This is a genomic window from Martinezella lusitana (assembly GCF_900094565.1).
Lineage (GTDB): Bacteria > Pseudomonadota > Alphaproteobacteria > Rhizobiales > Rhizobiaceae > Rhizobium > Rhizobium lusitanum.
The window spans coordinates 53551-78930 of the sequence record NZ_FMAF01000008.1 but is presented as its reverse complement, the minus strand read 5'-3'; the positions used below and the strand labels follow the sequence as shown (position 1 = coordinate 78930).

The following is a 25380-nucleotide window of genomic DNA, read 5'->3' as shown; positions in this document are numbered from 1 at the left end:
CGATCGGCTTAAAGCAGCGGGCGGTCCGGCATGTCGTCCAGCGAGATCACGCCGTCATGGTTGCGATCCATGCGGTCGAAGAACTTGCTGGCGGCGTCTTCGGCCTCCTGCTTGCTGATCTGGCCGTTTTCGTCCTTGTCGATGCGATGGAACAGCATCATGCCGCGCATGAGACCTGCCTCATGCATGAAGCGGCCATGCGGTCCGTGATGGCGCGGGCCGTTGTCACCCTTGTCGTCGTTCTGGGCCTGATCGCCCTTGGCTTGGTCGTTTTGGGCCTGGTTGTTGCCCTGATCGTCGTTGGCCTTGGCGTGTGCGGCCTTCCATTCCTTGATGCGTTCCTGACGATAGGCGCGCACCTCGCCGGGCGTGAGCTCGCCGTCATGGTTGGTGTCGATCTGATCGAAGATCTTGTCGATGCCGGCCTTGACCTCATCCTTGGTGACCTTGGTGTCGCCAGGCTGGCCGAATTGCTTCAGCATGCGCACATAGACGATTTCCGGCGAAAAGTGCGGTCCATGCCAGCGACCGCCGTGACCACCCCTTGCCTCATCGCCTTGTGCCGCGAAGGTTGCCTGAGCGCCGGCGCCCACCAGAAGGGCTGCGGAAAGTCCCGCAAGAAGAATTTTTTTCCCGTTCATCGTTTTTCCTTTCGTGTCGAGGAATGGTCAAACGATACGGCGGGCGGCCGAAAACGACCAATTAAACCTCTGTAAGGCGGATGAAACTTTCGTAACCCCGTCTTAAAGAAAGGTTAAACCAATGCCTTGAGGAAAGCTGTGAGATCGTCGGTCACATAGTCGATGTGATCGTCCTCGCCGGTCGTCCGTTCCCACCATTCGACGACGGTCGTCTCGAGATTCTGGGGCACGAGCAGCACTGTCTTCATGCCGAGCGCCTTGGGCACGGTGAGGTTGCGCGGCAGGTCCTCGAACATCGCGGCCCTCTTCGTATCCACTCGATTGAGGCTCATGAACTTGTCGTAGGTGCTGCCGGCTGGCTTCGGCACATAGTCTGCCGCCACGATATCGAAGATGTCGTCGAAATTGTCGAGAATGCCGAGCGCGCCGGCGGTCGCCTCGGCGTGCTTGACGCTTCCGTTGGTGAAGATGAACTTACGTCCCGGCAGCGCCTTGATGGCGGCGGCCAGCTCCGGCTGCGGCATCAGCGCCGAATAGTCGATCGCATGCGCCTTCTCCAGGAAATCGTTGGGATCGATGCCGTGATGGAGCATCAATCCCTGCAGGGTCGTGCCGTGATCGAGATAATATTGCTTCTGCAGCTTGCGCGCTTCCTCGCGCTCCATCTGCAGGAGAGCCGAGACATAGGCCGTCATGTTCTTGTCGATCTGCGCGAAGAGATCGACATGGTGCGGATAGAGCGTGTTGTCGAGATCGAACACCCACTCGCGGATATCGGCAAAATCTGAAGGTTCGGATAGCGTCTTTGTCTGGCTCATGGCCGCCTTATGGCATGCCGCCTTATCGGAGGAAAAGGAAAATATTCATGCTACGCCATATGGGGGATACCGCCGACATTGCCGACCGATCCAATGCCGGCTATGATTTTACCATTGAATTCCGGGGCTTTGCTCTATTTGCAAAGTGAGGGGGAGCTTACGCTCTTTCGGGGTTGTGAAGAGGAAAGTCGCCCGACCGGGCTTTTCGGAGGGGATACGATGAGTCAGGTGGAAAAGGCGCAGGAATTCGCGCGGCTGCACAAAAAGGGTGAGCCGCTCATCCTTTTCAACATTTGGGATGCCGGTTCGGCCAAGGCGGTCACAGAGGCGGGTGCGAAGGCACTGGCCACGGGCAGCTGGTCTGTCGCCGCCGCCAACGGCTTTGGTGACGGCGAGGCGATACCACTGTCGCTGCTTGCGGTGACGGCGCGGTTGATTTCGGTCACGAGCCCGCTGCCTCTGTCAGTCGATTTCGAAGGCGGCTATGCGGTGGAACCCGAGGCGGTTGCAGCCAATGTCGAAAAGATCATGGATCACGGCGCCATCGGTATCAATTTCGAGGACCAGGTGGTCGGCGGCCAAGGCGTCCATCCGATCGAGCTGCAGGCGGCGCGCATCCGCGCGATCCGGGAGATGGCCGATCGGCGGGAAATACCATTGTTCATCAATGCCCGCACCGATCTTTTCCTTCAGGAGAGCGATACGGCGCACCACCAGATCCTGCTCGATGAAGCCTATAGCCGCGTCGACGCTTTCGCCGAGGCGGGCGCCAGCGGTTTCTTCGCGCCCGGCCTTGTCGATCCGGAACTGATCGGAGCCCTCTGCGAACGCTCTCCCTTGCCGGTCAATATCATGGTGCGTCCGACGACGCCCGACAACAAGACTATGGCCGGCCTCGGCGTCAGCCGCATCAGCTATGGCCCAGCTCCCTACCGCTCTGTCATGGGAATGTTGAAAAGCGAGGCCGAAGCAATTTATCGGCCGGCTTGAGCGAAATTGAAGTCCTCTGAGGCGGTCGCCCTCCTCAGGGAACGATCAGCGTACCGGCGCCGTGCTCGGTGAAGATCTCGAGCAGCACCGAATGAGCCGTCTTGCCGTTGAGGATGACGACGCCCTGAACGCCGGCCTTGATGGCGTCGATGCAGGTCTCGACCTTGGGGATCATGCCGCCGGAAATCGTGCCGTCGGCCATAAGTTCACGCGCCTGCGAAACCGAAAGCTCCTTGATAAGCTGGCCCTGCTTGTCGAGCACGCCCGGAACATCCGTCAGGAAGAGCAGGCGCGTGGCGCTGAGCGCGCCGGCGATGGCGCCGGCAAAGGTGTCGGCATTGATGTTATAGGTCGCGCCGTCGCGGCCTGGAGCAACCGGTGCGATGACGGGGATCATCTCAGACTTCGCAAGCAGGTCGAGCAGCGTGCGGTCGACTTCGACCACTTCACCGACGAAGCCGAGATCGAGCACGCGCTCGATATTGGAATCCGGATCCTTGATGGTCTTGTGCGCCTTTTCGGCGAAGACCATGTTGCCGTCCTTGCCGCAAAGACCGATCGCCCATTCGCCCGTCTGGTTGATCAGCGCGACGATTTCCTTGTTGATTGAGCCAGCCAGCACCATTTCGACGATCTCGACCGTCTTTTGATCGGTGACGCGCAGGCCGCCCTCGAATTTCGATTCGATGCCCATCTTCGTCAGCATGGCGCCGATCTGCGGCCCGCCGCCGTGGACGACAATCGGGTTGACGCCCGATTGCTTCAGAAGCGCGATGTCGGCGGCAAATGCCTTGCCGAGTTCGGCATTGCCCATGGCATGGCCACCGTATTTCACCACGATGGTCTTGTTTTCATAGCGTTGCATGTAGGGCAGGGCCTGCGCCAGCAGGCTGGCTTGAAGCTCGCTTTGGGATTCGGACATGGTGCACCCCGTGAGATTGTTTGCGGCCTTTTATCTCAAGTTTCTGACAGAGGGAATAATGATGTCCGGATTAGTTTGCTCGGTGTCACACTGGCGTTGATGAAATTGATTTCGTCACCGCGCTTGCCAGCCGGGACTTTTCTCTTAAAGATTGGTCTTGGTGGAGCAAGCGGGGGTCGGATGGCGAACGAGGAGACGGAAGCGCTTATCGGCCGCGTCGCCATGCGTGACCAGAAGGCTTTTACCACGCTTTATAAACGTACCAGCCCGAAACTCTATGGCGTATGCCTGCGTATTATTGGCAACAGGACGGATGCCGAAGAGGTTTTGCAGGAAGTTTACGTGAAGATCTGGCAGCGGGCCGAGCAGTTCGCCGCATCCGAAGGGCCTGCAACGCCGTGGCTGACGGCGATCGCCCGCAATCGATCCATCGATTTCGTCCGTGCCCGCAAGCCTGTGGCCGATGAAATCGACGCCGCACACGATCTTGCCGACACCGAACCCGGCCCCGAAGAGCAAGCAATCGTGAAGGGAGAGGGTAGGCGGATTGACAGGTGCATGGAAGAGTTGGAAGCTGATCGCGCGCGGGCGGTTCGCAGCGCCTATATCGAAGGCTTGAGCTACCAGGAACTCGCCGATCAACACTCGGTGCCTTTGAATACCATGCGCACCTGGCTGCGCCGAAGCCTGATCAGATTAAGAGAGTGCATGGACCGATGAGTACACCCGATCAAAGCAAGGGAGGCCGCTCCCGCGACGAAGTTCTGGCCGGGGAATATGTACTTGGCGTACTCTCGCTGGAGGATCGGCAGAAGGTCGAGCGGCGCATGCGCAGCGATCGTCAATTTGCCGCGATCGTCAGTCGATGGGAGCAGAACCTTTCGGAGTTCAATGAAGAATACGAAATGGTGACGCCGGCGAAGTCGGTCTTTCCGAAGATAGAAAGACGTATCTTCGGAGATGCGGCGTTGGGCGCTCATCTCTGGAATTCGCTGCTGGTCTGGCGCGTCGTTGCCCTCGGTTCATTGTTCCTTGCCGCCGGCGTGGTGGTTTTCACCATCACAAACAACGGCATATCCCGGTCCGTACCGGGCAAGCAGCTGACGGCTTCCCTTGCCGGCCAGAACAGCGCCATCAATCTCCTGGCCGATTATGACGCCAGCAGCGGGCGGCTGAAGGTGACGCCCGTTGCGGCCGGAAAGCCGGAGGAGAAATCGCTGGAGCTCTGGCTCATTCGCGGCAGCGATCCTGCCGAGGCGCTCGGCGTGCTGCCGCAGACCGGCGAAGGCGAAATCGTCCTGCCGCAGGAACTTCACGGCAAGCTGACCGAAGGCGCAATCATCGCCGTCAGTATCGAGCCTTTCGGGGGTTCTCCGACCGGCAAGCCCACGGGCGATGTCGTGGCATCCGGCACCATCCGTTTCCCCTGAGAATTTATTTCCTTCGAAAGACAATCGCCGCTGAAACTCTTCTCTATGGCCCTCCGTATCTTCCTGTGACCCCACATGATCGGGGCAAGAACAGGAAGAGGAAAAGCTATGATCAAGACCGTGATTCGCGTCGTCGCTGTGGCCGCAACGCTTGCCGCCGCAACCAGCCTCGCCCACGCAAAGGACCCCATGGTGGGGGGCGCGGCGATGTACGCCAGCAAGAATATCGTGCAGAACGCCGTGAATTCGAAGGACCACACGACTTTGGTCGCTGCCGTCAAGGCTGCCGGCCTTGTGGACACGCTCGAAGGCAAAGGCCCCTTCACCGTCTTTGCGCCGACGAATGAAGCCTTTGGCAAGCTTCCGCCCGGTACAATCGAAACCCTGCTGAAGCCCGAGAACAAGGCAACCCTAACCAAGATCCTGACCTGCCATGTCGTCGCCGGTGACGATATGGCCGCCGCCATCAAGAAATGGGCGACGAGCAAGGGCGGCGAATACGACCTGAAGACGGTCGGTGGCTGCACGATCAAGGCGATGGACAAGGGCGGCAAGCTGACGCTGACCGACGAGGCCGGCGGCACCGCTCATATCACCATCGCCGATGTCAAACAGTCGAACGGCGTGATCCACGTTGTCGACAAGGTGTTGTTGCCGAAGATGTAATCCTCGACGGCGACAGGGCCGCCGCTCCCCGCGGGGCGCTGGGCGGCGGCCTCATCCGGCTGACCTGATGTTCAGACCGGAATTCCCACTGTCAGGCCAATCGCCTGGCGCAACTCCTCGAGACCCACACCCTTCTCCGATGAGGTGGCGAGAATGCCGGGATAGGCGGCAGGGCGCTTGCGGATTTTTTCGGCGGTATCGGCCAAAAGCTTCGGCAGGCCCGCCTCCTTGATCTTGTCGGTCTTGGTCAGCACGATCTGATAGGAAACGGCGGCCTTGTCGAGCAGGCCGAGGACCTCGTCGTCGTTCTTCTTGATGCCGTGGCGGCTATCGATCAGCACATAGACGCGCTTCAGCGTCGTGCGTCCCCGCAGATAGTCGAAGACCAGCTTCGTCCAGGCATCCACCTGTTCCTTCGGCGCTTCCGCATAGCCGTAGCCCGGCATGTCCACCAGCGCCATGGGCGGCAGGTCGCCACCCTCGCCGGAAAAGCCATCGGGAACGAAATAGTTGAGCTCCTGCGTCCGCCCCGGCGTGTTCGAAGTGCGCGCCAAACCCTTATGGCCGACCAGCGCATTGATCAGCGACGACTTGCCGACATTCGAGCGCCCGGCAAAGGCCACTTCCAAAGGCCCCTCCGGCGGCAGGAATTTCATCGCTGGCACGCCGCGGATGAAAATCCACGGGCGGCCGAAAAGCGGCTTGTCGTCTTTTATGGTCTGTTCTGCCATGCTGCTTCAGGTCTTCCGGTTCGATTGTTGACTGGCTTCGAGGTTTTGCCGGCGAAAGTCAAGTTTTGATCGGTGTGCCCGTCGACGGTCTTTTGGCGATGCATTCTGACCGGCACTCGCAAAAATCCGCAATTGCTGCGCCGCGCGTCCGTAAAGGCCATGCTACTCTTTGGCCTCATGAAGACCAGCACAGAAGAAAATTATCGTCGGCGCATCGCCCGCGTTATCGAAGCGATTATGGTCGATCCGTCAGCGCCTCATTCGATCGAGAGCCTTGCTGCCGTCGCTCATTTCTCGCCATTCCATTTCCATCGGCTCTATCGCGCGCTGACCGGCGAAAGCATTGCCGCCACGACACGCCGGGTTCGGCTTGCCCAGGCGGCGCATCGACTGGCCGGCCGCACCGTCTCGGTTACTGAAACGGCATTAGATGCAGGCTACGACAGCTCGCAGAGCTTCGCGCGTGCCTTTCGCAATCTGACCGGGCTTAGTCCGACCGATTTCCAGATGCAGCAACAGTCGATCACGATGAGCCTTCCTCCGGTGACGATCGTTGATCGGCAGCCGGTGACTGTATTTGGTGTGCGTCACCATGGGCCGTTCACAACGATTCCCCATAGCTATCGGCGTTTGCGGCAATGGTCGTCGGAGCGTGGGATAGCATGGAACGACGTTGCTCGTATCGGCGTCTGCCATGGCGATCCGGATCAAGGTGACGGCTTTCGATATTTTGCCGGGCTGATCCTGTCGAACGATGAGCTGGCGACGGACGGGCTTGAACGATGTGACGTGCCGGGCGGGCGCTATGCCCGGCACCGGCTGATCGGCCCCTATGCGCTCATTTCTCCGACGTTTCAGACGCTCTTCGGCGGATGGCTACCGCAAAGCGGCCTCGAGCCTGACGATCGCCCGGCGCTCGAAATCTATCTCAATCACCCAAGGCACGTAGCCGACAGCGAACTCGCCACCGATCTGCTGATTCCGCTTCGCGACGCAGCCGAGTGATGCATTGCACCAACCCCGTTCGATTTTCATTTTGGGAAAAGAAAATGCGTTTCGCAAAGACTCTATGCTTCATTGCCGTCAGCTTGACCGCAACGTGGGCTCACGCAGCGGGCCTGAAATCGTTTGAAGTCCCGGCGGACGCAAGCGGTCCCGCTCTCCGCGCCTTCATCTGGTCGCCCTGCACGGTTGCGCCGGCGGACATTACGCTTGGATCGATCATCGTTTCTGGTGTCCGGAATTGCCCGATCGTGGGCGCTAATCTGCCGTTGGTCGTCATTTCGCATGGTCATGCCGGCAGCTCTCTCGGCCATCACGATACAGCGGAAATCCTGGCGGATGCCGGCTTCGTCGTCGTCGCCTTGAACCATCCGCGCGACAATTTTTCCGACATGAGCCAATCGGGCGATATATCCGTCTTCATCGAGCGACCGACAGATATCAAACGTCTCATCGATTTCATGCTGAACGCCTCTCCGGAAGCGGCACACATCGATCCGAGCCGCATCGGCTTCTTCGGCTTCTCGCGCGGCGGTTATACCGGCCTGGTTCTTGCCGGAGCGATCCCGGATTTTCACGATCCGCATGTCTCATGCCCGGAACCGGCGCCGATTTGCGGACAGATCCGCCGCAACGAGCTTCCGACGCAGCCGTTGACCCAGGATGCGCGTATCAAGGCTTTGGTCATTGCCGATCCGTTCAGTTTCTTTTCGACCAAGGACAGCCTGAAGAATGTCAAGGTGCCCGTTCAGCTCTGGGGCTCGCAATATGGCGGCGATGGCGTGCTGCCGGAAAACGTCGTAGCTCTAACGGATGACTTGCCGGCAAAGCCCGAATTTCATGTCGTCTCCAACGCGGCGCACTTCGCCTTTCTCGCACCTTGCTCGCCGGCGCTCGCCCAGTCCCAGCCGGAGATTTGCAAGGATGCCAACGGCTTTGACAGGGTCGCCTTTCACAAGTCGTTCGATGCGGACGTTCTGTCATTCTTTCGGCGGCATCTGATCGAAGCGGGCAAGCCGTGACCGGTCGGCCCGGCTTTCAAGGCAACCGCGATCACGAGGAAAACGGATAGCCTCGCGCACGCGATATCCCACAAAAGAAAAGCCCCGCCGAAGCGGGGCTTTGCTGTTTATTTCGATGGTGCCGGTTTTCGTTTGAAAAGGCCCTTGAGATTGTCGAAGAGTTCCACCTTCACGCCGTGGCGCCTCATGATGATCGACTGCTGGATGACCGAGAGCGTATTGTTCCAGGCCCAGTAGATGACGAGGCCGGCCGGGAAGCTTGCCAGCATGAACATGAACACCAGCGGCATCCAGGTGAAGATCATCGCCTGGGTCGGGTCCGGCGGCGTCGGGTTCATGCGCATCTGCAGGAACATGGTGACGCCCATGATCATCGGCCAGACACCGAGATGCAGGATGGTAGGAGCCGCAAACGGCAGCAGGCCGAAGAGATTGACAATCGAGGTCGGGTCCGGAGCGGAAAGGTCCTGGATCCAGCCGAAGAACGGCGCATGGCGCATCTCGATGGTGATGTAGATCACCTTGTAGAGCGAGAAAAAGATCGGAATCTGCAGGAGCACCGGCCAGCAGCCCGCGATCGGATTGATCTTCTCTTCCTTGTAGAGCTGCATCGTCGCCTGTTGCAGCGCCATTCGGTCGTCGCCGAACTTGGCCTTCAGCTCCTCCATCTTCGGCTGCATGCGCTTCATGTTCGCCATCGAAGCATACTGCTTGCTGGCGAGCGGGAAGAACAACGCCTTGACCACGATGGTGGTGCAGAGGATGGCGACACCGAAATTGCCGAAGTAGCGGAAGAAGAAATCCATCAGCTTGAACATCGGCTTGGTGATGAAATAGAACCAGCCCCAGTCGATCAGGCGGTCGAAGCGCGGGATCGAGTAGCTGGTCTCGTAGCGGTCGATGACCGGTACTTCTTTCGCGCCGGCGAAGACGAGGTTCTTCAACTCGATCGACTGGCTGGGAGCGACCGTGACGGCATCTTGCTTGTAATCGGCCTGATAGCGCGGCGTGCCGTCGCTGAAGTGCGAGAAGCGGGCATCATAGGCCGTCGACTGCGGCGGCACCATGGTTGCGGCCCAGTACTTGTCTGTCATGCCGAGCCAGCCGCCGGTCGACTTGGCGGGCGTCGTGGCTTCCTTCTCGGTTGCCGCATACTTGGTCTCGATCAGGCCGTCATCGCCGATGACACCGATGAAGCCTTCGTGCAGAACGTAGGCGGACGGCGTCTCGGGTTTATTGTAGCGGGTGACGCGGCCGTAGCTCGAGAGGGAAACCGGTGCCTGGCCGCTGTTGGCGATCTTGTCGGTGATCGTGAACATGTAGCGATCGTCGACGGAAATCGTGCGCGAGAAGGTGATGCCCTTGTCATTGGTGTAGGAAAGCGTCACCGGCGTCTTGTCGGTCAGCTTGTCGCCGCTCGAGAGCGTCCACATGGTCGAAGGGCCGGGGACCGCACCGGTCGCGTCGCTGCCGACATAGCCGAGTTCGGTGAAGTAGCCGTCCTTGGTATCGGCCGGGCTGAACAGCGTAATGATCGGGCTGCTCTTGTCGACGGTCTCGTGATAGGTCTTGAGCCTGAGGTCGTCGAGGCGCGCGCCTTCCAGGTTGATGGAGCCGGCAAGCGCAGGCGTATCGATGACAACGCGCGAAGAAGAGGTCTTGGCGACCGATTGGTCGCGTGTCAGGACCGTCGGCGCAGTCTGGCCGCCTGCCGGCAGCGAGCCGTTGACCGCAGCGCCTGCGCCCGCGGCGGGTGCCTGCGTCGTCTGGGCCTGCTGCGACTGCTGCTGCAGCTTGGCGGCCTGTTCGGCCTGCCGCTGCGCTTCGAGGCGCGGGTTCATATAGAAAAACTGCCAAGCGAGGACGATCAGCACCGACAGGGCAATCGCTATGAAGTAATTGCGGTTGTTTTGCATCATGTGTTCCTGGAGCGGTCCGTTTGCGGTCGCCGGTGTTTCGGCCTGGTTTCGATACGCTGGACGAGTTCACTCACCAGTTTTTCGAAAGGTGCGGTCAGCACATCGCGCCGCGCGACAACCACATAGTCGTGTCCGGGCTGCATTGCAAACCCGGCATGAAGCCGCACGGCTTCTTTCAGCCTGCGCCGCATGCGGTTGCGCTCCACTGCGTTGCCATGTTTTTTGGTGACGGTAAAACCAACGCGGGGGTCGGCGTCGGAAAGCTTGCGGTCCAGCATCTCTAGGAGGAAGAAGCTGCCTCTGCGCTTCTCGCCTTCGCGGACTGCAAGAAACTGCGGCCGGCTCTTCAGCCGCCCGACAGTCTTTTTGGGTCGTTCATTCGTCAATTTGCCCGCCATCCTCGACTATCGGGCATTTCGGCCGTTAGGCCGAAAGACGCTTGCGGCCGCGGCTACGGCGAGCGGAAAGAACCGCGCGACCGCCCTTGGTGGCCATACGGGAACGGAAGCCGTGGCGACGCTTGCGGACAAGCTTGGATGGTTGATAGGTACGCTTCATTTATTTAAACACCGCGGAGTGCGGCCCTTCTTGAGCTTTGCTTCAAAAGCAAGCAGCGTTGTTGATTATGGCGAACGGACTTCGCCCGCAAAAGCAGGCTCCGGGACCGGACGTGCGCGGGCTTATAAGGATGAAGACCCATAGAGTCAATTATATCGGCGCAAATTCCTTGAAGTCCGGGGTTCCAGCCGGTCGATCGGCGGCCGTTGCCGCCAGCCATAGCATTCGGCCGATTGATTGCATGGCCAACAATATAATTCAGTAAATACTGAAATATACAGCAGAAATAGCAGCGACGTCGCATCTCTCATATATAAATACCGCAATATATCATTAATGAATTTAGCCGATATCTAGGTACATGCTGGAAAAACCCATCGATTTATGGGGAGGAGACCGGCCTCGGAGGGTATCGTGAAGATTCGCGGCAAAATAAACCTGCTTGTATTCGTCATGGCTGGCGCAGCGCTTTTGATCGGCGCTACCGCCCTTTATGCGCTGCATCAGTATGACCAGAAATTACAGAGCTACGATCAGACCGCCGGGCGCGCCTACATGGGCGAGCGCCTCAACCGTTATGTGACGGCGGTGGTCATGGAATCGCGCGGCATCTATGCTGCCGCTTCCGCAAAGGACGCCAAGAGCTTCGCCGATGGGTTGATGGGCGACCTCGACGAGATCGACAAAGTGCTCGCGGCCTGGGCGCCTATGGTTCCGGATGCGCAGAAGGCAGAATTCTCCAAACTGCAGGCCGGCTCTCAGGAGTTTCGCGTCTTCCGCACCGAAACGGCCCGTCTTGGCGTGACGGATGGTCCGGATGCCGCCAGCAAGCAAGGCAACAATGAAGCCAACCGTGCCAATCGCAAGGCTTTCCAGGCCGAGATCGATGCTGTGGTTAAAACCGATAAGGCAGAACTTGCAGCAGCCGAAACCAGCATCGCGACTTTTCATAACGCTATCTTGTGGGCCGTCCTTTGCATCACGGTGGCGGGCATCAGCGCCGGCGTCGGCCTGGGCTCCTATATTGGCACCGTTCATCTGAGCCGTCCGATCCGCAAGGTGACGGAAGCCATCAACAAGGTTGCCGACGGTCAATTCGATATCGAGGTCCCGTTTGCCGGTCGCCGCGACGAAATCGGCGAGATGGCCGCTGCCGTCGATGTTTTCAAGGAGAACGGCAAGGCCGTGCGCCGCATGAATGCCGAGGAAACGGCCCTGCGCGCCAGGAGCGACGAACTTCAGTCCAGCATGTCTCTGGCCGTCTCGGCCGCCGCTGCCGGCGATTTCAGCCGTCGCATCGAGAAGGATTACGGCGATGCCAACCTCAATCGCTTTGCCGGGAATGTGAACGAGCTGCTGGTGAGCGTCGATACGGGTATCGGCGAGGTGCGTCGCGTAATCGCAAGCCTCGCTGATGGCGATCTGACGCAGGCCATGAAGGGCGAATTCCAGGGCGCCTTTGCCGAACTGCAGCAGAACGTCAATGCCACGCTCGCGACCCTCAAGAGCACCATGCGCGAGGTGCGGGAGACGACGGGCTCGATCAACACCAACACCAACGAGTTGCGCCACGCCAGCGACGACCTCTCCAAGCGTACCGAACAACAGGCCGCCGCCCTCGAGCAAACCTCGGCGGCGCTCGACGAGATCACCTCCGTCGTCCAGAATTCGACGGAACGGGCGCGCGAAGCGAGCATCATGGTGACCGAGGCCAAGGAAGACGCCGCTCGCTCCGGCAAGGTGGTTCGCAATGCGATCGACGCCATGGGCGGCATTGAACAGGCATCCGGCGCGATCAGCCAGATCATCGGAGTGATCGACGATATCGCCTTCCAGACGAATCTGCTGGCACTCAATGCCGGCGTCGAGGCTGCGCGAGCAGGCGACGCGGGCAAGGGCTTTGCCGTCGTTGCCCAGGAAGTGCGTGAACTCGCCCAGCGCTCCGCCACCGCCGCCAAGGATATCAAGGTGCTGATCAGCAAATCAGGCGATCAGGTGCAGGTCGGCGTCAAGCTGGTGCAGGCCACCGGCGAGGCGCTGTCGACCATCGAAGCCCGCGTGCTCAAGATCAACGACCATATTCATTCCATCGCGACGGCGGCGCGCGAACAGGCAACAGGCCTGTCCGAGGTAAACAAGGCCGTCAACCAGATGGATGAAGTCACGCAGCGCAATGCCGCCATGGTCGAGGAGACCTCGGCCGCGACCCATCGTCTTGCAGGCGAAGCCGATGGCCTCGTCCGCCTGGTATCCCGCTTCAAGGTCGATGCCGGCAGCATGTCCGCTCCGGTGCCTGCACGCGCCGAGACGCATCGCCCGGCGGCATCGCCGGCACGGCGGATGATCGATAAGGTCGCGACTGCCTTCGGCGGCGCAAACGCTCTCTCGCCGGCCGTCGCGACGAAGGGTTGGGAAGAGTTTTGATCCCGTCGGAGAGGGACAACGCGGCCGCGCCTGCGCGCCGTCGTCGTCCCTCTCCAGACCCTTCTCGCCGTTAAAGCCGGGAAGAGATTGGAAAAAAGCCTACAATCACCTATTATCTGGTTTCGATACGTCGCCATCATGTCGCTTTGCAGCGAAGCGGGACAATTGAAATGGATAGTGGGCAGGACAGGAGGGCCGCAAAAAGCGGCAAAGCCGATAAGGGCCGCCTGTCCCAATTTTGTAGGCCCACAGGGATCTTCGGCGGGCTTTCCGGCAAGCTTCTCATCCTCACCGTCGGCTTCATTCTCCTGGCCGAAGTGCTGATCTTCGTGCCCTCCGTTGCCAATATGAGGCTGCGTTGGCTGGAGGACCGGCTGAATACGGCCGCTGCAGCCGCGATCGTCATCGACGGCCTGCAGCCTGCCGAGCTACCTCGCGCGCTGCAGAAGGAAACGCTGATGGCCACCGGCACGCGGGCCATCGTCCTGCGCAAGGACGGCACGTCGCGCCTGCTTGCGACGGCCGAGATGCCGGCCTCGGTCGATGATATGTATGATCTGAGCAATGTGTCCCAGCTGACCGCCATCAAGGACGCACTCGACACTCTGCTCTTCGGCGGCAACCGTATCATCCGCGTTTTCGGCCCGGCCGGCGGCGATGTCGGCACCGGCATCGAAGTGGTGTTGAAGGACACCCGGTTGCGCAATGCGATGCTCGCCTATTCGGTTAGCGTCTTCTTCGTTTCCATCCTGATTTCATTGTTCACAGCGACGCTGATCTTCTTTGCGATCAACCGCATGATGATTCGTCCGATCCGGCGGCTCACCGATAGCATGCAGGCTTATTCGGACGACCCGGAGGATCCGGGCCGTATTCTCGTGCCCGAGATGGGGCGCGATGAGCTTGCAGTCGCCGGCCGCCATCTCGCCTCCATGCAGTCGCAGCTGCAGAAGACGCTGAAGCAGCAGAAAAATCTGGCGGCGCTCGGCCTCGCCGTCTCGAAGATCAATCACGACATGCGCAACATCCTGTCGGCGGCGCAATTGATGTCCGACCGATTGGTCGATGTCGACGATCCGATGGTCAAGCGTTTCGCGCCGAAGCTGCTGCGCACCATCGACCGCGCCGTCGGTTATACGACCGAGGTCCTTTCCTATGGCCAGACGTCCGAATCGGCGCCACGCCGGCGCAAGATCCGTCTTGTCGAGCTCATCGGCGAGGTTCGTGATATCCTGGCGATCGATCCTGAAACCGGTATCGAATTCGTCGAGCAGCTCGGCCCCGAGCTCGAGGTCGATGCCGACAGCGAGCAGCTGTTCCGCATCATCCATAATCTGTGCCGCAACGCCCATCAGGCATTGGTCGCTTTCGGCGAGACGACACCCGACGGTATCAGGCGCATCACGGTTTCGGCGCATCGCATCGGCAGCGTCGTCAGCATCACCGTCGATGACACCGGGCCGGGCATGCCGCAGAAAGCGCGGGAAAATCTCTTCACGGCATTCCGCGGCTCTGCACGTTCCGGCGGTACCGGCCTTGGCCTGGCAATCGCCCGCGAACTTGTGCTTGCTCATGGCGGCACCATAGCGCTCGTGGAAAAACCATCCGCGGGAACGCAGTTTCGCATCGAGATCCCCGACCGCCCCGTATCCCTCGATGATTATCGCAGCCGAAGCTTCCGCGAAAGCTGAGGTTTTTCAGCCTCTTCGCACCGACATGCACGAAAATCGCGATCTTTTTCAGAAATCCACTTGCAATCCCCCAAAGGAGGCTTTAGAGAACCGCCACGCCAACGGTTTCTTCCGTTTCGGCCACGCACCCGTAGCTCAGCTGGATAGAGCACCAGACTACGAATCTGGGGGTCAGGAGTTCGAATCTCTTCGGGTGCGCCATTCTCATCTCTATATAAGTTTGCGATCTGACTGCCTGCACCGCAGGCACAAATGCTTGCGCGTATCCCGCGCCGGGCGACAGATGATCGTGCTTGCCGCCCGGCGGCTGCAATTTTCCCGCGCGCCGATCAGCCCCGGCGCGCCGTTTCCTCTCCATGCTCCGTCGCCAACGGCAATTCCGGCAGGAACAGCAGTGCGACCAGCGCCAATGCGACGATGGCCGTTCCCGTCGCAAAGGTCATGGCAATGGCGTGGCGGTAGAGCGCTATGGCCGCGGCATGGGCTTCGGGGGAGGTGGTGGCAAGTTGCTTCATGCCGGCCTCCGTCAATGACGACATATGAAGACCGTCCAGGGCGGCGCCAGCGTTCTGTACGTGATAGGCGAGGATGGCGCCGGAGCCGGTGACGCCGATGAGGCCGCCGAGCGAGCGGAAGAAGGCGAGCGTCGCCGTGCCGACGCCGCGATGCGCAAAGGGCAGGGCATTCTGCACCGCGATCGTCATGGTGGGCATGACAAGTCCAAGTCCGAGGCCGAGGGCGAAGACGGCTGGCTCGATCACCATGAAGCCCTGGCTGGTGGCCGCCGCCCAGGCGAGCGTAGCGAAGGCGACCGTCGCAAGGCTCAGACCGAATAGCTGGGCCGGCTTGTAGCGTCCGAAGCGATGCAGCAGCACGCGGCCATTGACCATGGACGAGATGACGACGCCGACCATCAGCGGGCCGGTCAGCAGGCCGGAATGCGAGGGGCTGACACCCATGACCATCTGGAAGAACAGCGGGAAGAAGAGGCTGGCCCCGAGCATGCCCATGAAGGTCAATGCCAGCACGAGGCAGGCGACGACGAACAGCCGGTTGCGGAAGAGATCCGGCGGCAGCACCGGCTCTGGCTCCCGCCGGATATGGAGAACGAAGCAAACGCCGAGAATGAGGGCAGCCGCGGACAGGCCGAAAATCTCAGGCGAATCCCAGGCCCATTCGTTGCCGCCGAGCGCCAGCACCAGCAGGAAGCTGGTCGTGCAGGCCGTCAGCAAGACAGCGCCGAGATAGTCGATGCGGCGGCTGCGCGCCTGATGCGGCCTCTTGAGTGCTCGGCCGATCATGACGAGGGCAACGGCGCCGATCGGCAGGTTGACGTAGAAGATCCAGTGCCACGACAAGAGATCGGTGATGACGCCGCCGGTGATCGGGCCGATGACGCTGCACACGGCGAAGACAGCGGCGATCGAGCCCTGATTGCGCCCACGTCTTGCCGGCGGCACGATGTCGCCGATGATGATCTGCGCCAGCGGCAGCAATCCACCCGCGCCGATGCCCTGGATGGCCCGGAAGACGATGAGTTGCATCAGCGTCTGCGCCATGCCGCTCAGTACGGAGCCGAGCAGGAAGATCAGGATCGCCGCGTAGATCATCGGCTTGCGGCCGTACTGGTCGCTGAGCTTGCCATAGAGCGGCATGGTGCTGGTCGACGCCAGCACATAGGCGCTGACGACCCACGACAGATGCGTCAGCCCGCCGAGATCGCTGACGATGCGCGGCAAGGCCGTCGCCACGATGCTTTGGTCGATGGCGCCAAGGCCGAGAACGATCATCAGGCCGAGAATGACGGCGCGGATCTCGCGACGATCGGGCGGATCGCTCGCGGCCGGCGCCGATGGCGGAATTGCATTCAGACGCTCGCCGCTCATTGCCCGATCTCCCCGAGTGGCCCGACCGCTGCGCGAATGGCAGCGCGCTCGTCGGGCGACAGTTTGGCCAGTTCGGACGCAAGCCAGTCGGTCCGCTTTTGTTTCATGCTCCGTATCAGCTCTTCTCCTTTGTCGGTCGCGATCAGGCCATTGCGGCGCCGATCGCTCGGGTCGGGCTCCGAGCGAGTGATGAGACCGTCCCGCTCCATCGTCTTCACATGTCCGGATATCGTTGGCCCGCGCAGCTTCTCCATCCGGGCCAGTTCGGCGACGCCGATGCCCGGTTCGCGCATGATGGCGAGGAGCAGCAGGGCATGCAGGGGTGAAAGGCCGGGATCGTCGCTCTCGCGCCGCAATTGCCGGTACAGGCGATGGAGAGCAGGGCGCAACGCCTCGGCGAGCGCATGTGCTTCTTCAAGCACATGATGACGGTCGGGTTTGATCATGGAGTCTCAATCGAACAGTAGATAGGTAGGCTTCCTATCTATATGACTATTGAATGTCTTTTACTTGCGCAAGCGGTAATATTATGATTCATTTTCAATCATTGCGCGTTGTTCGTTCCGATTACGTCTCTGGAGGAGAAGAGCTGTGAAACGATTCCTGACGACCGTGACAGTGACCGCCTTAAGTGCCCTGGTTGCTGTTACATCATTTGATCCCGCCGTTGCGGCGCCGATTCAGCCGATGGTGCAGCCGGCAATCCTGCAGACGACCGGCCAGGCTGCCGGCGTGACCGACGTGCAATATCGTCGTCACCGTCCCCATTATCGCCCGCACTATCGCCCACATTACCGTCCGCACTATCGCGGCGGCTACTGGCATGGCCATCGCGGCTATCGCTACGCCCGCCCGGGATATCGCCGCTATAACGATGGTTTCTGGTATCCGCTGGCCGCCTTCACCGCCGGCGCAATTGTTGGCGGCGCCGTCGCACGTCCGCCCCACGGCAGCGCCCATGTTCGCTGGTGCGCGAGCCGGTACAAGACCTATCGCGCTTCTGACAATACCTATCAGCCGACCAATGGTCCGCGTCGGCAGTGCGTCAGCCAGTGAGTTGCCGGTGAATTGAATGCGCGAAGTCCCTCTCCGCTCTTGCGGAGAGGCACATCTTTCAGGCGGTTGCGGGGATAGGCATCTTCAATCCCGTCAATTGCTCCGAGACATCCCAAAGCCGCCGCCAGATGGCGGGATCGCGGGCATGGGCGGCGATGCGGTCGAGTTCCAGGCTGAACAACAGCGTCGCCAGCTTCGACTGGCAATAGGCACGCCGAGCCCATAATTTTTCCGCCATTGCAGATCTTCGAAATTGATCCTGCCGCTGCGGTGCGCCAGGCTGCTGACGGTGACCACACGGGGGTTGTCGGCATCGAAAACCGTGGGCAGCAGTCGCATCGTCCAGGCGAAGTGACCGATATAGTTGGCGCCCATCTGCATCTCGAAGGCAATGTCTGCGCCGGATGTTGCCGAGCGGATTTTGGCGAGCGCCTCGGCGCCCTTTCTCTCGTTGGGTGAGGCGATGATGACCTTTACGCCAGCGCCGACCAGCGCCTTGGCGGCTTCGTAGCCGATACCGCTATTGGCAACGGTGATAACTGCAATTCGGCCTGACTTTGGGGGAATGTCTTTCACTGTCCGGCCGGACATTGCGGGACGCCTGTGGAGGGATTTGGCATCGCCTATTGTATCTGTTTGTATATTGCACTAGATGCAAGTTTGTATCTGTTAAAAATATGCAGCAATAGAAATCCGGGATTGTGCTTGCATATCAACGGTTCTCGATGGCCAAATGATGTGGGGTGCCTTCGAAATGCCATGCTGCTCGGCCCTGATCGCGCCATATTTGCTATCGTAGCCGGAGATTGGATTCGCGGAATGACGACAAAGACCTCATGCTCTGATTTTGTGCGGTTTTTCCGCTCCTGGGTAAGCAATCCCATGCGTGTCGCGGCGGTGGCGCCCTCGGGTGAACGCCTGGCCAGGTTGATGACTCAGGAGATCGAGCCGCTCGACGGCCCGATCCTCGAACTCGGCCCCGGCACGGGTGTTTTCACCCGCGCGTTGCTGGCTCGCGGGATTCCGGAAAGCGCGCTGACGCTTGTCGAGTTCGGCGAGGAGTTTGCCGTTCGGCTGCGCGGCCGTTTTCCCGAGGCCCGTGTGGTGCAGATGGATGCTGCGCAGCTTGGCCAGTGCGGCCTCTTTGAGGATGTGCCTTTCGGCGCTGTGATCAGCGGCCTGCCGCTATTGTCCATGCCGCCCGCCAAGATCGTGGCCATTGTCGGCGGAGCCTTCGAGACAATGAAGCCGGGTGGAGCCTTCTATCAATTCACCTACGGTCCCCGTTGCCCCATTCCGAGGCCAATCCTCGAAAGCCTCGGCCTGAAGGGGACACGCATCGGCGGCACGGTGCGCAATATTCCGCCGGCCGGTGTCTACAGGATATCACGGCAGAATCCGCTGGAGATCTCGATCGGCGGCTCTTACGCGCCCGAAGCCAGCAAGGCCGATATGAGGCGGCCCGAAGCAAGTGCATGACGGGGGGTAAGATGGCGGATATGCCTGATGTCGTCGTGAAGGAGGGCCGGCGCGAGCGTAAGCGCCGCCAGACTCGCGAGCGCATCGAAGCCGCCGCCCTGAGGCTTTTCCTGGAGCGCGGCTTTGACGGCACCACGATCGAGGACATCACCGAGGCGGCCGATGTGTCCAAGCGCAGCTTCTTCGATTATTTCCCGAGCAAGGAAGATGTGGTCGCTGCCTGGCAGGATGGTTTCTCTGGCGAGTTGATCGAGGCGGTCGCCGCTCAGCCCAAGGATGCGGCCATCGTCGATGTCATCGAGGCGGCTGTCAATGCGGCGCTGCTCGACGCTATCTCGGATCCGCAGTATCTCGCCATCGCCGCCTTGATCCGCGATACCCCCACTCTTCGCGCCCGCGATCAATTGAAATATGCCAAGCTTGAGAGGAAGCTGGCGGATGCGCTGCATGCCCGTTGCCGTGGCGGCGATGAGGAGCGGTTCCGCCTCAGCCTGCTGTCGTCAGCCGTCGTCAGCATGCTGCGCATCGGCGGTGAACGCTGGGGCGCGGGGCTGCGGGATATGTCGCTTGAAGAATTCGCCCGCAGCATGTTCGACGAGCTTTGGACAGCTCTTGCCGATCTGGGTACGCAAGCGCGCCGACATGTGCCCGCGCAGTAATCCCGCTGCGCGCGAGCGGCCCGCCCGGCAGCTGCGCCGAAATGGTCGGCGTCGATGCCCGCATGGCGCAAGGATGAATTCGTTACGCGGGTGCGCATTGCATATGCCAACCTGCTGCCCCATCTTTTCCAGGTCGCGACCCTATTCCCCTCTCGCGAAAAGCTCGACCTGCCCGAGAAGCCTCGGCCCGCTCGGATGCCAAAAAAAGCCAGATACATTCCAGACCAGCAAAAAGGACTATAACCATGTCAGATTTCGACGCAGCCAAGTCCGGTCAATTCAAGATCGGCGGCGACCTCTCCGTCCATCGTCTCGGCTTCGGTGCCATGCGCATTACCGGGTCCGGTATCTGGGGCGAGCCGGAGAACCATGACGAAGCTATCCGCACCCTGAAGCGCCTGCCGGAACTCGGCATAAACTTCATCGACACGGCTGATTCCTATGGCCCGGACGTTTCCGAACGTCTCATCAAGGAGGCACTGCATCCCTACGGCAACGGCCTTGTCGTCGCCACCAAGGCCGGATTGACCCGAACCGGCCCCGACGTCTGGGTGCCCGTCGGCCGCCCGGAATATCTGATCCAGCAGGCGCATAAGAGCCTGCGCAATCTCGGTGTCGACCGGATCGATCTCTGGCAGCTTCACCGCATCGATCCCAAGGTGCCGGCGGCCGAACAGTTCGACGCCGTGAAATCTCTGCTCGACGCCGGGATCGTCCGCCATGCGGGCCTCAGCGAAGTCTCCGTCGCCGACATCGAAGCCGCATCGAAGCATTTCAAGGTGGTGACGGTGCAGAACCGCTACAATCTCGTCGATCGCACCAGCGAAGACGTGCTCGATTATTGCGAGAAGCACAATATCGGCTTCATCCCCTGGTTCCCGCTTGCCGCGGGCGATCTCGCCAAGGAAGGCTCGCTTCTCGACACTATCGCCAAGAAGCATGGCGCCGCGCCGAGCCAGATTGCGCTTGCCTGGGTTTTGAAGCGCAGCCCTGTGATGCTGCCGATCCCCGGCACGGGCAAGGTCAAGCACCTGGAAGAAAATACCGCCGCCGTCAACATTGTCCTCTCCGACGAGGAATTCACGGCTCTGGACGCCGAGGGCCGGAAAGCATTCAAGACGGCTTGAGACCCTCCCAGCTTCGGCGAACAAGGCCGAAGCCGCGAATCGAAAGCAGGTGAAGCGGCGGAGATATCTCCGCCGCTTCAGGACAGAGTTTCCTCGAATGGCATGTCGAAATGTATGATCACGATCATGTGAATCGCGGTCCTCGGCCGTTCGGCGGCTGTAAAATAGGCGGTAAATACCCTGATTATCAGTGCTATGCGGCATTTTCGGCATATGCGAACAAAAGCAATGCACTTGGTGCATTGCTGCATTGCGAAAGCCAATCTGTTCAGGTCCCCGCCGGCGTTTTATTTATTTCATCGAAGGCAGCGCACCTCCTCCTCCCAGCGCTCCTTCATTGATTGGCAACACTCCTCCTCCTCCCAGTTGCCAATCCGGATCAAGAGCCCGATGCATCCTCCTCCCGCGTCGGGCTCTTTTTTTCTTCTGTCATCAGTGACATGCCGGCCTCGATCATGGCGTTGCGCCTTTGCAATGCTGCGCGAATTAGCGTCGCATCATATGGCCAAGAACGGCCTGAGTCGCTTGCGCCGAAGGCATCGATGCGTAGAGTGGCGCGACATTCAGGCATAGGAAGAGGTTGCATGATGCAGCGCGTGGCAGGTTCGGGCCGATGGGGAAGCGTGCTTCTCCGGACTGTCGCCGTCGCCGTGACGCTGTCACTCGCGGCCTGTGGTCGTCCGATCGGGGTCATGCAACCGATCAGTGAAAGTGTTCCGGGGACATCGAGGGTCGACCTGCTGGTCGCCACCACGCGCTTGCCGGACAAGGATCCGGCAATCCTGTTTTCGGGCGAACGCGGTCCCGGGCTGAAGGTGGATGCGGTCAGCGTCTCGATCCCGCCGGAAGCCAATCGCAAGGTCGGCCAGGTGCAATGGCCGAGCCGCCTGCCAGGCAATCCCCTGAAGAATTTCGTGACGACCGCCGTCAAGCCGATACCGACCGAAGCGGACGGGCGAGCCTGGCTGCATGGGGAACTGCCGAAGGATAAGCGGGTGCTGATCTTCGTGCATGGTTTCAACAACCGCTATGAGGACGCGGTCTATCGTTTCGCCCAGATCGTCCACGATTCGCACGCCGAAGTCGCCCCGATCGTTTTCACCTGGCCGTCGCGAGCCAGCATTTTCGACTATGCCTATGACAAGGAAAGCACCAACTATTCCCGCGACTCTCTGGAGGAGCTGCTGCGCCGCGTCGCCGCGGATCCTTCCGTCGGCGACATCACGGTCATGGCGCATTCAATGGGCAGCTGGCTTGCGGTCGAATCCCTCAGGCAAATGGCGATCCGCAACGGTCGCGTCGCGCCGAAGATCAAGAATGTCATTCTCGCTTCGCCCGATCTCGACGTCGATGTCTTTGGCGGGCAGTTTGCAGCACTTGGCAAGGACAGGCCGCATTTCACGCTGTTCGTCTCGCGTGATGACCGGGCACTATCGCTGTCACGGCGCATTTCCGGCAGTATCGATCGCTTGGGCCAGATCGATCCCGCAGCCGAGCCCTATCGCAGCGAGCTGGAAAAGCAGGGGATCACCGTGCTCGATCTCACCAAGCTCAAGACCGGCGACAGCTTGAATCACGGCAAGTTCGCCGAGAGCCCCGAAGTGGTGAAGCTGATCGGCGCCCGGCTGATTGCTGGCCAGACGATCACTGATTCCGATGTTGGTATCGGCGATGCCGTCGGCGCGGTTGCCATGGGTGCCGCCCAGACCGTCGGCAGCGTGGCTGGCGCTGCCGTCAGCGCCCCGATCGCCATCTTCGACCCCCGAACGCGCGCGAACTATGGTGAGCAATTGCGCCGCGTCGGTGCCTCCGCCGGCAATACCATCGGTTCCGTCGGCGATAGCGTGCAAGCGACGGGCAGCAATGTCGGAGAGGCATTGGGGCAGTAAAGCCCCAGCCACACGCCAGAGACTTCGAGCGCCTTTCGAAACTCCATAGCCAGTCTGCTTGATCTGATATATCACAGAGTCGCGCCATATCGGACATGGCGGCACTTTGTGGGTAGGCTTTCGGCATGGGCGAAAACAAGCGTACGGTCATCATTGTCGGCGCCGGCGTCATCGGCGCGGCGATCGCGTTGGAATTGCAGCGGCGTGGCCGGCAGGTGACATTGGTGGACAAGGCGGGGCCGGGGGAGGGCACCTCCTTCGGCAATATGGCAAGCATCGCGCTCGATTTTGCCGCCGGTTCCGGCCCCTCCACCTGGTCGAAGATTCCGGGCTGGCTGCTGGATCCGGAAGGGCCTGTGTGGCTCAGGCCCTCCTACGCTCTGAGAATGCTGCCGTGGTTTCTGCGTTTCGTCGCCGCCGGTCGCCCGTCGCGGCTCCGCGAAATCGAGGATGCCGGCATGAGCCTCTCGCGTCATGCCCTTTCCGATTTCAGGGCGATGCTCGCCGCCGCTGGCGCGCCTGACCTGATGACAGAGGAGGGGTGCCTCTCGATTTACGAGACCGAAGCGGAATTTGCCGGCGACCGCGCGCACCTCGAGCTGATGCAGCGCTATGGCATGGAATACAAGGTTCTCGCCGGCGCGGAAATCCGCGATCACGAACCGGCTTTATCTCCCTCCATCGCCAAGGCCGTGCTGCTGCCGGATAACAAATCCATCCGCGATCCGTATAAGCTGGTACTCACGCTGATGGAGGCGGCAAAGGCTCTTGGTGCGACCTTCGTCTCCGGCGCGGTGCGAACCGTAGAGCGTCAGTCGGACGGCGACGTGGCTGTGCTGTTCGAGAATGGAACCCGGCTTCAAGCCAATGATGTCGTGCTGGCCGCCGGCGTGCGCACGCGCTTCATCGCCTCGGCCCTCGGCGAGCCGATCCCGCTGGAGACCGAAAGAGGCTATCACACACAGATCATGAAGCCCGGCATCGCCATGCGCTATTCCATCATCTGGCCGCGTCGCGCCTTCATGGTGACGCCCACGGCCGGCGGCATCCGCGTCGGCGGCAACGTCGAGCTGGCTGGCCTCGATGCGCCGCCGGATTATCGCCGTCCCCGCATTCTCGTTCGTCACGCCCAAAGAGCGTTGCCCGGATTGCAGGTGGAAGATGCCAAGGATTGGATGGGTCATCGCCCGGCATTGCCGGATACGATCCCGATCATCTCGCCTTCGTCGCGTGTCCCGGGTGTCTGGTACGCGACCGGCCACGGTCATCTCGGGCTGACCTTTTCGGCGACGACAGCGCGGCTGATGGCCGATATGATGACCGGCATCGCCCCTGCTGTCGATATGACGCCGTTCCGCATCAACCGCTACTAGGACAAGACCGATGTCCGGATTGGAGCAAACGATATGAGATGGAAACGCACGATCCAGTTGCTGGACGTTCATTGCGAGGGCGAGATCGGCCGGGTTGCCATCGGCGGCGTGCCGAAGATTCCCGGCAACAGCATTGCCGAGCAATTGCATTGGCTGAACTCCGATCCGAAGGGCGAGGAGTTGCGTCGCTTCCTGGTGCTGGAGCCGCGCGGCGCGCCGATCGGTTCCGTCAACCTGCTGCTGCCGGCCAAGCATCCCGATGCCGATGCCGCCTTCATCATCCTGCAGCCCGATCAGGCGCATGCAAGCTCCGGCTCCAATTCCATCTGCGTGACCACGGCACTGCTTGAATCCGGCATCGTCGAGATGAAGGAGCCGGAAACGGTGGTGACGCTCGAAACCGCCGCCGGTCTGGTCAGGGCAACCGCCACCTGCCGCGACGGCCGCTGCGAGAAGGTGCGGCTGACCATGGTGCCCTCCTTCGTGCATGAGCTGGATGTCGAGATCGACACGCCGCAATGGGGCAGGATCAAGCTCGACCTCTGCTACGGCGGTATTTTCTATGGGCTCGTCGATGTCGGCCAGATCGGCCTGACGATCGAGAAGGCCAATGCCGCATCGCTCGTTCAGGCGGGCATGATCCTCAAGGACTTGATCAACCGCACCATGTTGGTCGTCCATCCGGAAATCCCGGCGATCTCCGGCGTCGCCTATGTGATGTTCCGTGACATCGATGCCGATGGCGCCATCCGCACATGCACGACCATGTGGCCAGGCCGCGCTGATCGCTCGCCCTGTGGCACCGGCAATTCCGCTAATCTGGCGACGCTGCATGCGCGCGGCAAGGCCAAGGTCGGCGATGTCTTCAAGTCCCGCTCGATCATCGGTTCGGAGTTCGAGGTGGGCCTGCAGGCGGTGACCGAAGTTGCCGGCAAACCGGCCATCATCCCCACCATCACCGGCCGGGGCTTCACCTTCGGCTTGAGCCAGGTCGCGCTCGATCCCTTCGATCCGATGGCAGAGGGCTTTGCGATGACGGATGTCTGGGGGCCTTCGGCGGGCGATATTTAAGGGCGGACAAGGAATCGGTTCCGTTC

The 25380-nt window shown here is 60.8% G+C and carries 25 protein-coding genes and 1 tRNA gene; 16 read left to right on the top strand and 10 right to left on the bottom strand.

Going from position 1 to position 25380, the window contains the following annotated elements:
* Positions 1-8 precede the first annotated feature (8 nt).
* Both GA0061101_RS18195 and GA0061101_RS18190 read right to left on the bottom strand, forming a co-directional pair.
* Entirely contained in the window at positions 9-641 is a 633-nt protein-coding gene (locus GA0061101_RS18195) for an EF-hand domain-containing protein (RefSeq protein WP_037203055.1), read from the bottom strand.
* 113 nt (positions 642-754) lie between these two features.
* Entirely contained in the window at positions 755-1459 is a 705-nt protein-coding gene (locus GA0061101_RS18190) for a pyrimidine 5'-nucleotidase (protein WP_037203056.1), read from the bottom strand.
* A gap of 219 nt (positions 1460-1678) precedes the next feature.
* On the opposite strand from GA0061101_RS18190, the gene GA0061101_RS18185 reads away from it, so the two are divergent.
* Positions 1679-2449: an isocitrate lyase/PEP mutase family protein gene (locus tag GA0061101_RS18185; RefSeq protein ID WP_092574410.1), complete on the top strand. Its 771-nt coding sequence runs from the start codon at positions 1679-1681 to the stop codon at positions 2447-2449.
* A gap of 34 nt (positions 2450-2483) precedes the next feature.
* On the opposite strand, the gene argB is transcribed toward GA0061101_RS18185, so the two are convergent.
* Positions 2484-3371 carry an acetylglutamate kinase gene (argB, locus tag GA0061101_RS18180; RefSeq protein ID WP_037203058.1) on the bottom strand — a complete coding sequence of 296 codons (888 nt, stop codon included), beginning with the start codon at positions 3369-3371 and terminating at the stop codon, positions 2484-2486.
* 180 nt (positions 3372-3551) lie between these two features.
* Here argB and GA0061101_RS18175 point away from each other — a divergent pair, with 180 nt between their 5' ends.
* From GA0061101_RS18175 to GA0061101_RS18165, 3 genes are all read left to right on the top strand, one after another.
* Entirely contained in the window at positions 3552-4091 is a 540-nt protein-coding gene (locus GA0061101_RS18175; RefSeq protein WP_037203059.1) for a sigma-70 family RNA polymerase sigma factor, read from the top strand.
* Positions 4088-4801: an anti-sigma factor gene (locus GA0061101_RS18170; protein ID WP_037203060.1), complete on the top strand. Its 714-nt coding sequence runs from the start codon at positions 4088-4090 to the stop codon at positions 4799-4801. Before GA0061101_RS18175 ends, GA0061101_RS18170 begins: the two co-directional genes overlap by 4 nt.
* A 108-nt stretch (positions 4802-4909) precedes the next feature.
* Positions 4910-5467 carry a fasciclin domain-containing protein gene (locus GA0061101_RS18165; protein WP_037203062.1) on the top strand — a complete coding sequence of 186 codons (558 nt, stop codon included), beginning with the start codon at positions 4910-4912 and terminating at the stop codon, positions 5465-5467.
* Between the two features lie 71 nt (positions 5468-5538).
* On the opposite strand, the gene yihA is transcribed toward GA0061101_RS18165, so the two are convergent.
* Positions 5539-6198, bottom strand: a complete 660-nt coding sequence (gene yihA, locus GA0061101_RS18160; RefSeq protein ID WP_037203063.1) for a ribosome biogenesis GTP-binding protein YihA/YsxC — start codon at positions 6196-6198, stop codon at positions 5539-5541.
* 177 nt (positions 6199-6375) lie between these two features.
* Between yihA and GA0061101_RS18155 the strand changes: the two genes are divergently transcribed.
* Both GA0061101_RS18155 and GA0061101_RS18150 read left to right on the top strand, forming a co-directional pair.
* Complete coding sequence (locus GA0061101_RS18155; protein WP_167669571.1) at positions 6376-7203, top strand: AraC family transcriptional regulator; 828 nt, start codon at positions 6376-6378, stop codon at positions 7201-7203.
* Positions 7204-7247: 44 nt separating this feature from the next.
* Entirely contained in the window at positions 7248-8222 is a 975-nt protein-coding gene (locus GA0061101_RS18150; RefSeq protein WP_092574408.1) for an alpha/beta hydrolase family protein, read from the top strand.
* 107 nt (positions 8223-8329) lie between these two features.
* Here the strand turns inward: GA0061101_RS18150 and yidC are convergent, their stop codons facing one another.
* From yidC to rpmH, 3 genes are read right to left on the bottom strand one after another with little or no spacing between them, the layout of a single operon-like run.
* Positions 8330-10138 (bottom strand): membrane protein insertase YidC, encoded by a 1809-nt coding sequence (gene yidC / locus GA0061101_RS18145; protein WP_037203065.1) that lies wholly within the window; start codon positions 10136-10138, stop codon positions 8330-8332.
* On the bottom strand, positions 10138-10539 hold the full coding sequence (gene rnpA, locus GA0061101_RS18140) for a ribonuclease P protein component (protein WP_092574406.1): 402 nt from the start codon (positions 10537-10539) through the stop codon (positions 10138-10140). The genes yidC and rnpA overlap by 1 nt, the downstream gene beginning before the upstream one ends.
* Before the next feature lie 25 nt (positions 10540-10564).
* Positions 10565-10699 carry a 50S ribosomal protein L34 gene (gene rpmH / locus GA0061101_RS18135; protein WP_034488840.1) on the bottom strand — a complete coding sequence of 45 codons (135 nt, stop codon included), beginning with the start codon at positions 10697-10699 and terminating at the stop codon, positions 10565-10567.
* Positions 10700-11113: 414 nt separating this feature from the next.
* On the opposite strand from rpmH, the gene GA0061101_RS18130 reads away from it, so the two are divergent.
* The 3 genes from GA0061101_RS18130 (at position 11114) to GA0061101_RS18120 (ending at position 15015) form a co-directional block, all read left to right on the top strand.
* Positions 11114-13123, top strand: coding sequence for a methyl-accepting chemotaxis protein (locus GA0061101_RS18130; protein WP_092574516.1), 2010 nt, complete (start codon positions 11114-11116; stop codon positions 13121-13123).
* Positions 13124-13293: 170 nt separating this feature from the next.
* Positions 13294-14814: a sensor histidine kinase gene (locus GA0061101_RS18125; RefSeq protein ID WP_092574404.1), complete on the top strand. Its 1521-nt coding sequence runs from the start codon at positions 13294-13296 to the stop codon at positions 14812-14814.
* A 124-nt stretch (positions 14815-14938) separates the two neighbouring features.
* A tRNA-Arg gene (locus GA0061101_RS18120) sits at positions 14939-15015 on the top strand.
* 128 nt (positions 15016-15143) lie between these two features.
* Here the strand turns inward: GA0061101_RS18120 and GA0061101_RS18115 are convergent.
* Positions 15144-16700, bottom strand: coding sequence for an MDR family MFS transporter (locus tag GA0061101_RS18115; protein ID WP_092574402.1), 1557 nt, complete (start codon positions 16698-16700; stop codon positions 15144-15146).
* Complete coding sequence (locus GA0061101_RS18110) at positions 16697-17146, bottom strand: MarR family winged helix-turn-helix transcriptional regulator (protein WP_092574400.1); 450 nt, start codon at positions 17144-17146, stop codon at positions 16697-16699. Before GA0061101_RS18110 ends, GA0061101_RS18115 begins: the two co-directional genes overlap by 4 nt.
* Positions 17147-17291: 145 nt before the next feature.
* Here GA0061101_RS18110 and GA0061101_RS18105 point away from each other — a divergent pair, with 145 nt between their 5' ends.
* The gene (locus tag GA0061101_RS18105) at positions 17292-17756 is read left to right on the top strand and encodes a BA14K family protein (RefSeq protein ID WP_092574398.1); all 465 of its coding nucleotides are present in this window, start codon (positions 17292-17294) and stop codon (positions 17754-17756) included.
* 93 nt (positions 17757-17849) lie between these two features.
* Here GA0061101_RS18105 and GA0061101_RS18100 read toward each other — a convergent pair whose 3' ends face one another.
* Entirely contained in the window at positions 17850-18347 is a 498-nt protein-coding gene (locus GA0061101_RS18100; protein WP_245297498.1) for an SDR family NAD(P)-dependent oxidoreductase, read from the bottom strand.
* Between the two features lie 228 nt (positions 18348-18575).
* Here GA0061101_RS18100 and GA0061101_RS18095 point away from each other — a divergent pair, with 228 nt between their 5' ends.
* The 6 genes from GA0061101_RS18095 to GA0061101_RS18060 all read left to right on the top strand — a co-directional run bounded on the left by GA0061101_RS18095 (position 18576) and on the right by GA0061101_RS18060 (position 25354).
* Complete coding sequence (locus GA0061101_RS18095; RefSeq protein WP_092574515.1) at positions 18576-19235, top strand: class I SAM-dependent methyltransferase; 660 nt, start codon at positions 18576-18578, stop codon at positions 19233-19235.
* An 11-nt stretch (positions 19236-19246) separates the two neighbouring features.
* A complete protein-coding gene (locus GA0061101_RS18090; protein ID WP_092574396.1) occupies positions 19247-19894 on the top strand; it encodes a TetR family transcriptional regulator in 648 nt (215 codons plus the stop codon).
* A 245-nt stretch (positions 19895-20139) separates the two neighbouring features.
* Entirely contained in the window at positions 20140-21021 is an 882-nt protein-coding gene (locus GA0061101_RS18080) for an aldo/keto reductase (RefSeq protein WP_047641065.1), read from the top strand.
* Positions 21022-21617: 596 nt separating this feature from the next.
* Positions 21618-22910, top strand: a complete 1293-nt coding sequence (locus tag GA0061101_RS18070; protein ID WP_425350002.1) for an alpha/beta hydrolase — start codon at positions 21618-21620, stop codon at positions 22908-22910.
* A 125-nt stretch (positions 22911-23035) separates the two neighbouring features.
* Positions 23036-24283 carry an NAD(P)/FAD-dependent oxidoreductase gene (locus tag GA0061101_RS18065; protein ID WP_037203071.1) on the top strand — a complete coding sequence of 416 codons (1248 nt, stop codon included), beginning with the start codon at positions 23036-23038 and terminating at the stop codon, positions 24281-24283.
* A gap of 33 nt (positions 24284-24316) precedes the next feature.
* Complete coding sequence (locus tag GA0061101_RS18060; RefSeq protein ID WP_037203072.1) at positions 24317-25354, top strand: 4-hydroxyproline epimerase; 1038 nt, start codon at positions 24317-24319, stop codon at positions 25352-25354.
* The last annotated feature ends 26 nt before the right edge of the window (positions 25355-25380 follow it).

Excerpts from the sequence above, each read along its gene's own strand:
- GA0061101_RS18170 (WP_037203060.1), top strand. The coding sequence starts at position 4,088 with ATGAGTACACCCGATCAAAGCAAGGGAGGCCGCTCCCGCGACGAAGTT.
- argB (WP_037203058.1), bottom strand. The coding sequence starts at position 3,371 with ATGTCCGAATCCCAAAGCGAGCTTCAAGCCAGCCTGCTGGCGCAGGCC.
- GA0061101_RS18155 (WP_167669571.1), top strand. The coding sequence starts at position 6,376 with ATGAAGACCAGCACAGAAGAAAATTATCGTCGGCGCATCGCCCGCGTT.
- GA0061101_RS18115 (WP_092574402.1), bottom strand. The coding sequence starts at position 16,700 with ATGAGCGGCGAGCGTCTGAATGCAATTCCGCCATCGGCGCCGGCCGCG.
- GA0061101_RS18125 (WP_092574404.1), top strand. The coding sequence starts at position 13,294 with ATGGATAGTGGGCAGGACAGGAGGGCCGCAAAAAGCGGCAAAGCCGAT.
- GA0061101_RS18090 (WP_092574396.1), top strand. The coding sequence starts at position 19,247 with ATGGCGGATATGCCTGATGTCGTCGTGAAGGAGGGCCGGCGCGAGCGT.
- GA0061101_RS18095 (WP_092574515.1), top strand. The coding sequence starts at position 18,576 with ATGACGACAAAGACCTCATGCTCTGATTTTGTGCGGTTTTTCCGCTCC.
- GA0061101_RS18065 (WP_037203071.1), top strand. The coding sequence starts at position 23,036 with ATGGGCGAAAACAAGCGTACGGTCATCATTGTCGGCGCCGGCGTCATC.
- GA0061101_RS18195 (WP_037203055.1), bottom strand. The coding sequence starts at position 641 with ATGAACGGGAAAAAAATTCTTCTTGCGGGACTTTCCGCAGCCCTTCTG.
- GA0061101_RS18185 (WP_092574410.1), top strand. The coding sequence starts at position 1,679 with ATGAGTCAGGTGGAAAAGGCGCAGGAATTCGCGCGGCTGCACAAAAAG.
- GA0061101_RS18175 (WP_037203059.1), top strand. The coding sequence starts at position 3,552 with ATGGCGAACGAGGAGACGGAAGCGCTTATCGGCCGCGTCGCCATGCGT.
- yihA (WP_037203063.1), bottom strand. The coding sequence starts at position 6,198 with ATGGCAGAACAGACCATAAAAGACGACAAGCCGCTTTTCGGCCGCCCG.
- GA0061101_RS18080 (WP_047641065.1), top strand. The coding sequence starts at position 20,140 with ATGTCAGATTTCGACGCAGCCAAGTCCGGTCAATTCAAGATCGGCGGC.
- GA0061101_RS18100 (WP_245297498.1), bottom strand. The coding sequence starts at position 18,347 with ATGTCCGGCCGGACAGTGAAAGACATTCCCCCAAAGTCAGGCCGAATT.
- GA0061101_RS18165 (WP_037203062.1), top strand. The coding sequence starts at position 4,910 with ATGATCAAGACCGTGATTCGCGTCGTCGCTGTGGCCGCAACGCTTGCC.
- GA0061101_RS18150 (WP_092574408.1), top strand. The coding sequence starts at position 7,248 with ATGCGTTTCGCAAAGACTCTATGCTTCATTGCCGTCAGCTTGACCGCA.
- yidC (WP_037203065.1), bottom strand. The coding sequence starts at position 10,138 with ATGCAAAACAACCGCAATTACTTCATAGCGATTGCCCTGTCGGTGCTG.
- rnpA (WP_092574406.1), bottom strand. The coding sequence starts at position 10,539 with ATGGCGGGCAAATTGACGAATGAACGACCCAAAAAGACTGTCGGGCGG.
- GA0061101_RS18110 (WP_092574400.1), bottom strand. The coding sequence starts at position 17,146 with ATGATCAAACCCGACCGTCATCATGTGCTTGAAGAAGCACATGCGCTC.
- rpmH (WP_034488840.1), bottom strand. The coding sequence starts at position 10,699 with ATGAAGCGTACCTATCAACCATCCAAGCTTGTCCGCAAGCGTCGCCAC.
- GA0061101_RS18060 (WP_037203072.1), top strand. The coding sequence starts at position 24,317 with ATGAGATGGAAACGCACGATCCAGTTGCTGGACGTTCATTGCGAGGGC.
- GA0061101_RS18190 (WP_037203056.1), bottom strand. The coding sequence starts at position 1,459 with ATGAGCCAGACAAAGACGCTATCCGAACCTTCAGATTTTGCCGATATC.